Raw genomic sequence first — 7,454 nt, 5'->3', positions numbered from 1 at the left:
CGCGCCGACCGGCTCGGCCAGCGCGGTGCGGCAGGTCATCACCGATTGCGTGCTCAGCGAACGCACGCTCCACACGGCGTCGATCGCGGCCTTGCTGCCGGGCCACGATTCGAAGCGCTGCACGTCGACGCTCACGCGATACACGGGCACGCCCGGCGGCACGGCCGAATCGGCCACGTCGATGGTGTCGAGGCGGCGCGTCAGCGCGCCCGACAGCGCGCGGCGGATCTCGTCGGCCGGCGTCGAGGCCCAGCGGTGTTCCTCGAGCACGTCCACATGCGCGTCGCCGCGCTGCACGACGAGCTGCGGCTTGGCCACCTGCTCGGGCACGTTGACGGCCGGCACCTGGATCAGGAACGCCGGGTTGGCGGGCATCGCGCGGCCGGCGGTCAGCTTGCCGGCATCGCCCGACAGCGTGTAGAAGTGCGCGCTCGGCGAGGCGCAGCCGGTGGCAAGCGCGACGCCGGCGGCGGCGGCCAGGGCGGCCAGCGCCTTCAGGCCGGCGCGCGCGGCGCGGCGAGTCGGATGGATCGTGGATGCGCTCATTGATGGTCTCCGGCTTTGCCGCGGAGCAGCGATTCGGGATGGCGCTCCATGTAGTCGGCGAGGTTGTTCAGCGATTGCAGCGTGCGCGTCAGCTCCTTCAGCGCGCCGCGCACGTCCGATTGCAGCGGCGAATCCTGCTGCAGCGTGGCCTCGGCCGTGGTGAACGTCTGCTTGGCCGCCGACAGCGTGTCGCGCGCCTGCGGCGCGACCTGCGTGTCCAGCTGCTGGAACAGCTTGTCGGCGTGCTTGAGCGCGTCGTTGAGGTTGTTGCCGATCTGGTCGAACGGAATCTTGTCGAGCTTCTTGGCGATGTCCGCCACCTGCAGTTGCAGCTCGTCGAGCGTGTTCGGCACGGTCGGCAGTTCCACCGGCTTGCGGTTCAGGTCGACCTTGACCGGCGCGGCCTTCGGGAAGAAGTCGAGCGCCACGTAGAGCTGGCTGGTCAGCAGGTTGCCGGTGCGCAACTGGCCGCGCAGGCCGTGCTCGACCAGGCGCGTCAGGATCTCGCGCTGGCCCGTCTCGCCCTGCTTGGCCACCAGATCGCGGAAGGTCTTGCCGAGCCGCTCCGGATAGATGTTCATGGTGACCGGCATCATGAAGTTCTTGGCCTTCGGGTCGTAGTCGATCGCGATGTTCGTGACGTTGCCGAGCACGATGCCGCGGAAATCGACCGGCGCGCCCACCGACAGCCCGCGCAGCGACTGGTTGAAGTTCATCACCACCGTGACCGGCTGGCCGTCCGGATCGCGCATCGCATCGGCCTCGTCTGAGCCGAGCCGGAACGTCGCGCCGTTGCGCACCGCGGCGCCGGCCGTCTGGTTCGGCGGCGACTGGAACGCCAGGCCGCCGAGGATCACCGTGGCGAGCGATTGCGTGTTGAGCTTGAAGCCGCTCGAATCGAGGCGCAGATCCACGCCGCTTGCCTGCCACCAGCGCGAGTTCGAGCCGACGTACTGGTCGTACGGCGCGTTGACGAATACGTTGAACGTCACGCCCGTGCCGTCCTTGTCGAGCGAGAAGCCCACCACCTGGCCGACCTGCACGCGCCGGTAATAGACGGGCGAGCCGATGTCGATCGAGCCGAGCGATTCGCCGTGCAGCACGTAGGAGCTGCCCTTTTCGTCGCCGGTGACGGGCGGCGGCGTTTCGAGGCCCGAGAATTCGGTCTGCGAATCGGGCGAGCGGCCCGCGTCCACGCCGATGTAGGCGCCCGACAGCAGCGTGCCGAGGCCCGACACGCCGCTCGCGCCCACGCGCGGCCGCACCACCCAGAAGCGCGTGCCCTTGACGGCGAAATCCTCGGCTTCCTTCTTGAGCTGCACGTTCACGAGCACGTGCGAGAAATCCTTCGAGAGCTTGATGGTCTTGACCGTGCCGATCTCGACGTCCTTGTATTTCACCTGGGTCTTGCCCGGCTCCAGCCCCTCCGCGTTGCGGAAGCTGATGGTGATCTCGGGGCCGCGGTCGAACACCGACTTGACCACCAGCCCGATGCCGATCAGCGCGGCGACCAGCGGCACCAGCCAGACCAGCGACGGCAGCCAGCCGGTGCGGCGCGCGACGACGGCGTCCGGCAGGTCGAGCGGATTGGGCGGGGTGGGGGGCGCCGCATTCGGGTCGTGCTGCGGGCCTTGCGGACTATTCATGGTGTTTTCCAGAGGTGACGACGTGGTCCCAGATCAGGCGCGGATCGAACTGCATCGAGGCGAGCATGGTGAGGATCACCACCGAGCCGAACGCAATCGCGCCGGGGCCGGCGGTGATTTCGGCGAGCGAGCGGAAGTGGACGAGCGCGACGGTCAGCGTGACGACGAAGATGTCGAGCATCGACCAGCGGCCGATCCGCTCGACGATCCGGTACAGCCGGGTGCGCTGCACCGGCCGCCAGCTCGAACGGCGTTGCGCGGTGACGACGAGGATGGTCAGCGCGCCGAGCTTGAGCATCGGCACGAGGATGCTGGCGACGAACACGACCAGCGCCAGCGGCCATTCGCCCGAGGCCCAGAAATAGACGACCCCGCTCATGATGGTGTCTTCCTGCGAGCCGACGATCGAGGCCGTGCGCATGATCGGCAACAGGTTCGCGGGAATATACAGGATCGCGGCCGCGATCAGCAGCGCCCAGGTGCGCACGATGCTGTCGGGCTTGCGCAGATGCAGCGCGGCGCCGCAGCGCGCGCACGCCTCGGGCGGATGCGCGTGGGGGCGCGCGAGCAATTGGACATGGCCGCAGGCGTGGCAGCTCGCCATGCCGCGGCTGGCGGCGGTGGTGATCTTCATCGGCGCGGCGCTCCGGCGTGGGCATGCCCGTCGCGCGGCTGGGCATCGCGGCGCGCGCGGATCTCGTCGGCGATGTCCCACAGCGCGCGCGGATCGAACATCACCACCACGGCGAGCATCAGCGTCAGCGCGCCGAACGCGAACAGCGCCGCTTCGGGCACCACGCGCGCGAGGCTCACCATCTTCACGATCGTCACGAGGATGCCGAGCATGAACACCTCGATCATGCCCCACGGCCGCACCAGCTGGATCGCGCGCATCACGGCGTTGAAGGCCGGCGGCACGGTGCCCGCGCGCAGCGCGAACAGCACGTAGAGCAGCGCGGACATCTCGATCAGCGGGAACAGCAGCGTCGAACAGAACACGATGACCGCCACCACCTCCATGCCCTGATCCCACAGCGCGCCGAGCGCGCCGATCAGCGTGGTCTGGACGTGGATGCCGTTCACGTCCATTTCGAGGATCGGAAAGGTTTGTGCGATGACGAAGGTGATCAGCGCGGCCAGCGTCAGCGCGCAGACGCGCTCGAGGCGGCTGGCGGTGGCGCGGTAGAGCAGGGCGTCGCAGCGCGGGCAGCGGGCGGCCTCTTTGCCGCTAAGCTGCGTTTTATGCAACAGTGCGTCGCACTCGTGACAGGCAATCAGTTCGTTTCTTTCCATATGGGAAGCCGGTTGCGCGGCATTGCGAGGACGCAGGAGCGGGCGGGAAGCCGCGCCAATCTTACCAAAAGGGCATTTTTGCGGTGTCAAGTCCCGGTTACGGGAACGTAACGGCGCATTACGCCGGGTTGTCGGCACGCTGCCCGATTCTGACCGGTTTGCCAGTTTTCAGTTGCCTCGGCCGCCAGATTGTTGGGTTAGCATGGCGGCCTTGAATCCGTCGAATCTGCCGCCGCGGCAGGCGATGTTCCACCGCACTTCCCTGGGCTCCGACACATGGCATCGTCCCTCACGCTGAACCGGCCGGCCGCTTATACGCGCACCGCGATCGCGCTGCACTGGCTGATCGCGCTGCTGATCGTCTGCGGTTTCGCGCTCGGCTGGGTGATGACCGACATCCCCGGTTTCACGCCCACCAAGCTCAAGTATTTCTCGTGGCACAAGTGGATCGGCGTGACTGTGTTCGCGCTGGCCGTGATCCGCGTGCTGTGGCGCGCCACGCACCGCGCGCCGCCGCTGCCGGCCGGCACCTCGAAGCTCGTCACGGGCGTGGCGCACGCCGTGCACGGGCTGCTCTACGTGCTGATGCTGGCGATCCCGATCACCGGTTACCTGTACAGCTCGGCCTCGAACATTCCGGTCGTCTATCTCGGCCTGATTCCGCTGCCGCGCCTGATCGATCCCGATCCGGTGCTCAAGGAAACGCTGAAGACGCTCCACATCACGCTGAACTACACGCTGCTCGCGATCGTTGCGCTGCACGTGCTGGGCGCGCTCAAGCATCAGATCGTCGACCGCGACGGCGTGCTGGCCCGCATGCTCCCGTTCCTCAAATAACAAAAGGAAAGCCATGAAGATCTCGTTCCATCGCACCGTGCTGGCGGCCGTGGCCGCCGCCGCGCTCGCCTTGTCGGGCAGCGCGCTCGCGCAGGTCGACGTCGCCAAGAGCAAGGTGTCGGCCGTCTCGAAGCAGATGAACGTGCCGACCGAAGGCGTGTTCAAGAAATTCAGCGCGAACCTGAAGTTCGATCCGGCGCACGCCGCGCAAGGCAGCGCGCAGGTCACGATCGACATCGCCAGCTTCGACCTCGGCGACAAGATGTACAACGACCAGGTGGCCGGCAAGGAATGGTTCGACGCGAAGGGCTTCCCGCAGGCGAGCTTCGTGTCGTCGTCGATCGCGCCGGCGGGCGGCAACAAGTACAACGTCGCCGGCAAGCTGACGATCAAGGGCAAGACCGAGGCCGTCACGGTGCCGGTCACGGTCACCGACAGCGGCAACACGCGCGTGTTCGACGGCGTGCTGCCGATCAAGCGCTCGACGTATCAGATCGGCACGGGCGAGTGGAAGGACACCTCGATCGTGGCCGACGAAGTGCAGATCAAGTTCCATCTCGTCGCCGCCAAGTAAGGCCGGCCGGCGAATCGCATCCGGAAGCCGCGTCTCGCAGCGGCATCCGTTCAACGTTAGTTAGGAGAATGAATTGAACAAGACCCTGATGATGGCCGCGGGCGCACTCGCCGCGGCGCTGTCGATCCCGGCGATGGCCGCTCCGGTGACGTACCAGCTCGACCCGAGCCACACGTACCCGAGCTTCGAGACCGACCACTTCGGCGGCCTGTCGGTGTGGCGCGGCAAGTTCGACACGTCGAGCGGCACGGTCACGATCGACAAGGAAGCGAAGACAGGCTCGGTCGAAGTGACGACCAAGGTGGCCTCGATCCACACCGGCAGCGCCAAGCTCGACGAGCACGTCCAGACGGCCGAATTCTTCGACGCCGCCAAGTACCCGGACGCGACGTTCAAGGGCGACCTGAAGTTCAAGGGCGACAAGCCGGTGGCCGCCGTCGGCACGCTGACGATGCACGGCGTGACCAAGCCGCTGACGCTGAAGATCGATTCGTTCAAGTGCATGCAGCACCCGATGCTCAAGCGCGAAGTGTGCGGCGTGGATGCCGTCGGCGTGTTCAACCGCGACGAATTCGGCCTCGATTACGGCAAGGCTTACGGCTTCAAGATGCAGACCAAGCTGCTGATCACGGCGGAAGGCGTGGCGCAGTAAGCGTTTCGGTTGCCTGCATGAAAAAACCGCCGCGCCCGGGAACGGGTGCGGCGGTTTTTGTTTTGGGGTGCGACGGCCGTGTTCTCGTGCGCGATTCGTGCGGCTGCGGGCCACGCTACAGGCGCTGACGGACCGATGAGCACGGTTCGAGAGGCTCGACTTGCGTCACGGTTGCCACACGGCAGTAAAGCAGGATCGAGAAGCCGATCGACGGATTCAGGTCGATCTGGATGCGGCCGTCGCCGCAGTGCGAGAAGCGCAGATCGTAAATCCACGACGGGTGAGCAACGTTGTCGATCGAAAAGTCGGGCCCTTCCACGCTCTCGAAAAGAAACGTGATCTTGACCTTCATCCGTTCGCTCAAGGCCGGCGTCTTGCACCAGGCGTAGCGGATCGCGAGTTCCATGTCGGTGTGCGCCGAGCCGTTCGCTTCGACTCGACGCAGCGTGACGGCCAGCACTTCGGCATCGTGGAAGTTCGGCCAGCAGCCGACCATGCCACTGACCAAATTGGCCCGTGCAACTGCGCTTTCGTCGGTTTCCTTGCGATTCCGGTATCGATCCGATTCCCACACCTCCGGCAAATTCTCGACCATCTGCTCCAGCTTCCCGATCAGGTAACGTTCCGCCGCGTCGGGCGCGCCCCGGAAATCGAGCACCTGCGTAGCGGCGCTGCTGATTCGGCCGTCGCTGAGTTCCTGCACGATTTCGCAGCCATAGACGAATGCGCCGTCGTCGCGCCGCTCAAGGTGGTAGCCGATGTCGTAGGTCAGGCGGCGTTCGTTCTGCCGAACGTACCTGAGCGTTTTCTCGTAGTTCGATTGAAGTTTCATGGGTTTCTCTCTGCGCGCTGTATTTATCGTTCGGCTGATCGCCACCGTTTTTGTGATGGCGCACAGGGGCGGGGTGCGACGCACAGCGCTTGTCCCCACACCCCTGTGCAAAAGCGCTGTGCGCGCGGCATCCTTGCGCCCCCGCTCAACCCTTCACGCACACCACCTGCCGCAGCGTGTGCACGACCTCGACGAGGCTGCGCTGCGCGGCCATCACCGCGTCGATGTCCTTGTAGGCCATCGGGATCTCGTCGACCACGCCGGCATCCTTGCGGCATTCGACGTGCGCCGTCGCGCGGGCCTGATCGGCCTCGGTATAGCGGCGCTTCGCCTCGGTCCGGCTCATCAGGCGCCCGGCGCCGTGGCTGCACGAACAGAAGCTGTCCGGGTTGCCGAGGCCGCGCACGATGAAGCTCTTCGCGCCCATCGAGCCCGGAATGATGCCCAGCTCGCCGCGCTGCGCCGACACCGCGCCCTTGCGCGTGATGTACACGTCCTCGCCGAAGTGACGCTCCTTCTGCACGTAGTTGTGATGGCAGTTCACCGCGTGCCCGTCGATCTCGAACGGTTTGCCGATCGTGCCGCGCGCGGCGGCGATCACGGCGTCCATCATCGTCTGCCGGTTCAGGCGCGCGAAATCCTGCGCCCAGCCGACCGCTTCCACGTAGTCGTCGAAGTGCTGGCTGCCTTCCTCGAAATACGCCAGATGGCGGTCGGGCAGGTTGGCGATGTGTTGCCGCATGTCCTGTTGCGCCAGTTCGATGAAGCGCGTGCCGATCGCGTTGCCCACGCCGCGCGAGCCGCTGTGTAGCATGAACCAGACCCGCTCGGCCTCGTCGAGACACACCTCGATGAAGTGATTGCCGGTGCCGAGCGTGCCCAGATGCGCGAAGTGATTGCTCTTTTCGAGCGTCGGATGCTTCTCGACGATGCGCGCGAAACGCGGCGCGAGCGAGCGCCAGCGATCGACCACGGCGTCGGGCGCGCGATGGCCCCAGGCGCCCGGATCGCGACGGCCCGGCACGCGGCCGTGCGGCACCGCGCGCTCGCTCGAGATCGGAAGAGCGCCGGGTA

Annotated in this window: 9 protein-coding genes; 3 read left to right on the top strand and 6 right to left on the bottom strand. The window is 66.4% G+C overall.

Annotated elements, in window-relative coordinates; translation table 11 throughout:
- The 4 genes from G3N92_RS28620 to G3N92_RS28605 form a co-directional block, all read right to left on the bottom strand.
- On the bottom strand, positions 1 to 546 hold a 546-nt coding region (locus G3N92_RS28620), incomplete at its 3' end, for a PqiC family protein (RefSeq protein WP_206130943.1).
- Positions 543 to 2,192 (bottom strand): MlaD family protein, encoded by a 1,650-nt coding sequence (locus G3N92_RS28615; RefSeq protein ID WP_206130942.1) that lies wholly within the window; start codon positions 2,190 to 2,192, stop codon positions 543 to 545. The genes G3N92_RS28615 and G3N92_RS28620, both read right to left, overlap by 4 nt.
- Entirely contained in the window at positions 2,185 to 2,826 is a 642-nt protein-coding gene (locus G3N92_RS28610) for a paraquat-inducible protein A (RefSeq protein ID WP_206130941.1), read from the bottom strand. Before G3N92_RS28610 ends, G3N92_RS28615 begins: the two co-directional genes overlap by 8 nt.
- Positions 2,823 to 3,485, bottom strand: a complete 663-nt coding sequence (locus G3N92_RS28605) for a paraquat-inducible protein A (RefSeq protein WP_206130940.1) — start codon at positions 3,483 to 3,485, stop codon at positions 2,823 to 2,825. The genes G3N92_RS28610 and G3N92_RS28605 overlap by 4 nt, the downstream gene beginning before the upstream one ends.
- Before the next feature lie 276 nt (positions 3,486 to 3,761).
- On the opposite strand from G3N92_RS28605, the gene G3N92_RS28600 reads away from it, so the two are divergent.
- From G3N92_RS28600 to G3N92_RS28590, 3 genes are all read left to right on the top strand, one after another.
- A complete protein-coding gene (locus G3N92_RS28600; protein WP_206130939.1) occupies positions 3,762 to 4,322 on the top strand; it encodes a cytochrome b in 561 nt (186 codons plus the stop codon).
- Between the two features lie 13 nt (positions 4,323 to 4,335).
- Positions 4,336 to 4,896 (top strand): YceI family protein, encoded by a 561-nt coding sequence (locus G3N92_RS28595; protein WP_206130938.1) that lies wholly within the window; start codon positions 4,336 to 4,338, stop codon positions 4,894 to 4,896.
- A gap of 73 nt (positions 4,897 to 4,969) precedes the next feature.
- Positions 4,970 to 5,548, top strand: coding sequence for a YceI family protein (locus G3N92_RS28590; protein WP_206130937.1), 579 nt, complete (start codon positions 4,970 to 4,972; stop codon positions 5,546 to 5,548).
- A 115-nt stretch (positions 5,549 to 5,663) separates the two neighbouring features.
- Here the strand turns inward: G3N92_RS28590 and G3N92_RS35570 are convergent, their stop codons facing one another.
- Both G3N92_RS35570 and G3N92_RS28580 read right to left on the bottom strand, forming a co-directional pair.
- Entirely contained in the window at positions 5,664 to 6,464 is an 801-nt protein-coding gene (locus tag G3N92_RS35570) for an Imm50 family immunity protein (protein WP_206130936.1), read from the bottom strand.
- Positions 6,465 to 6,525: 61 nt separating this feature from the next.
- Positions 6,526 to 7,454: RtcB family protein (locus tag G3N92_RS28580; protein WP_206130935.1), on the bottom strand; the 929-nt coding region annotated here is incomplete at its 5' end.

Origin of the sequence: Burkholderia sp. Ac-20379 (assembly GCF_017104645.1) — a bacterium.
Taxonomy (GTDB): Bacteria; Pseudomonadota; Gammaproteobacteria; order Burkholderiales; family Burkholderiaceae; genus Burkholderia.
Note: the sequence above shows the minus strand (reverse complement) of the source record. Positions and strands in the feature narration are given on the sequence as shown.

Coding starts and splice junctions, on each gene's coding strand:
- G3N92_RS28615 (WP_206130942.1), bottom strand. CDS start 2,192: ATGAATAGTCCGCAAGGCCCGCAGCACGACCCGAATGCGGCGCCCCCC.
- G3N92_RS28610 (WP_206130941.1), bottom strand. CDS start 2,826: ATGAAGATCACCACCGCCGCCAGCCGCGGCATGGCGAGCTGCCACGCC.
- G3N92_RS28605 (WP_206130940.1), bottom strand. CDS start 3,485: ATGGAAAGAAACGAACTGATTGCCTGTCACGAGTGCGACGCACTGTTG.
- G3N92_RS28600 (WP_206130939.1), top strand. CDS start 3,762: ATGGCATCGTCCCTCACGCTGAACCGGCCGGCCGCTTATACGCGCACC.
- G3N92_RS28595 (WP_206130938.1), top strand. CDS start 4,336: ATGAAGATCTCGTTCCATCGCACCGTGCTGGCGGCCGTGGCCGCCGCC.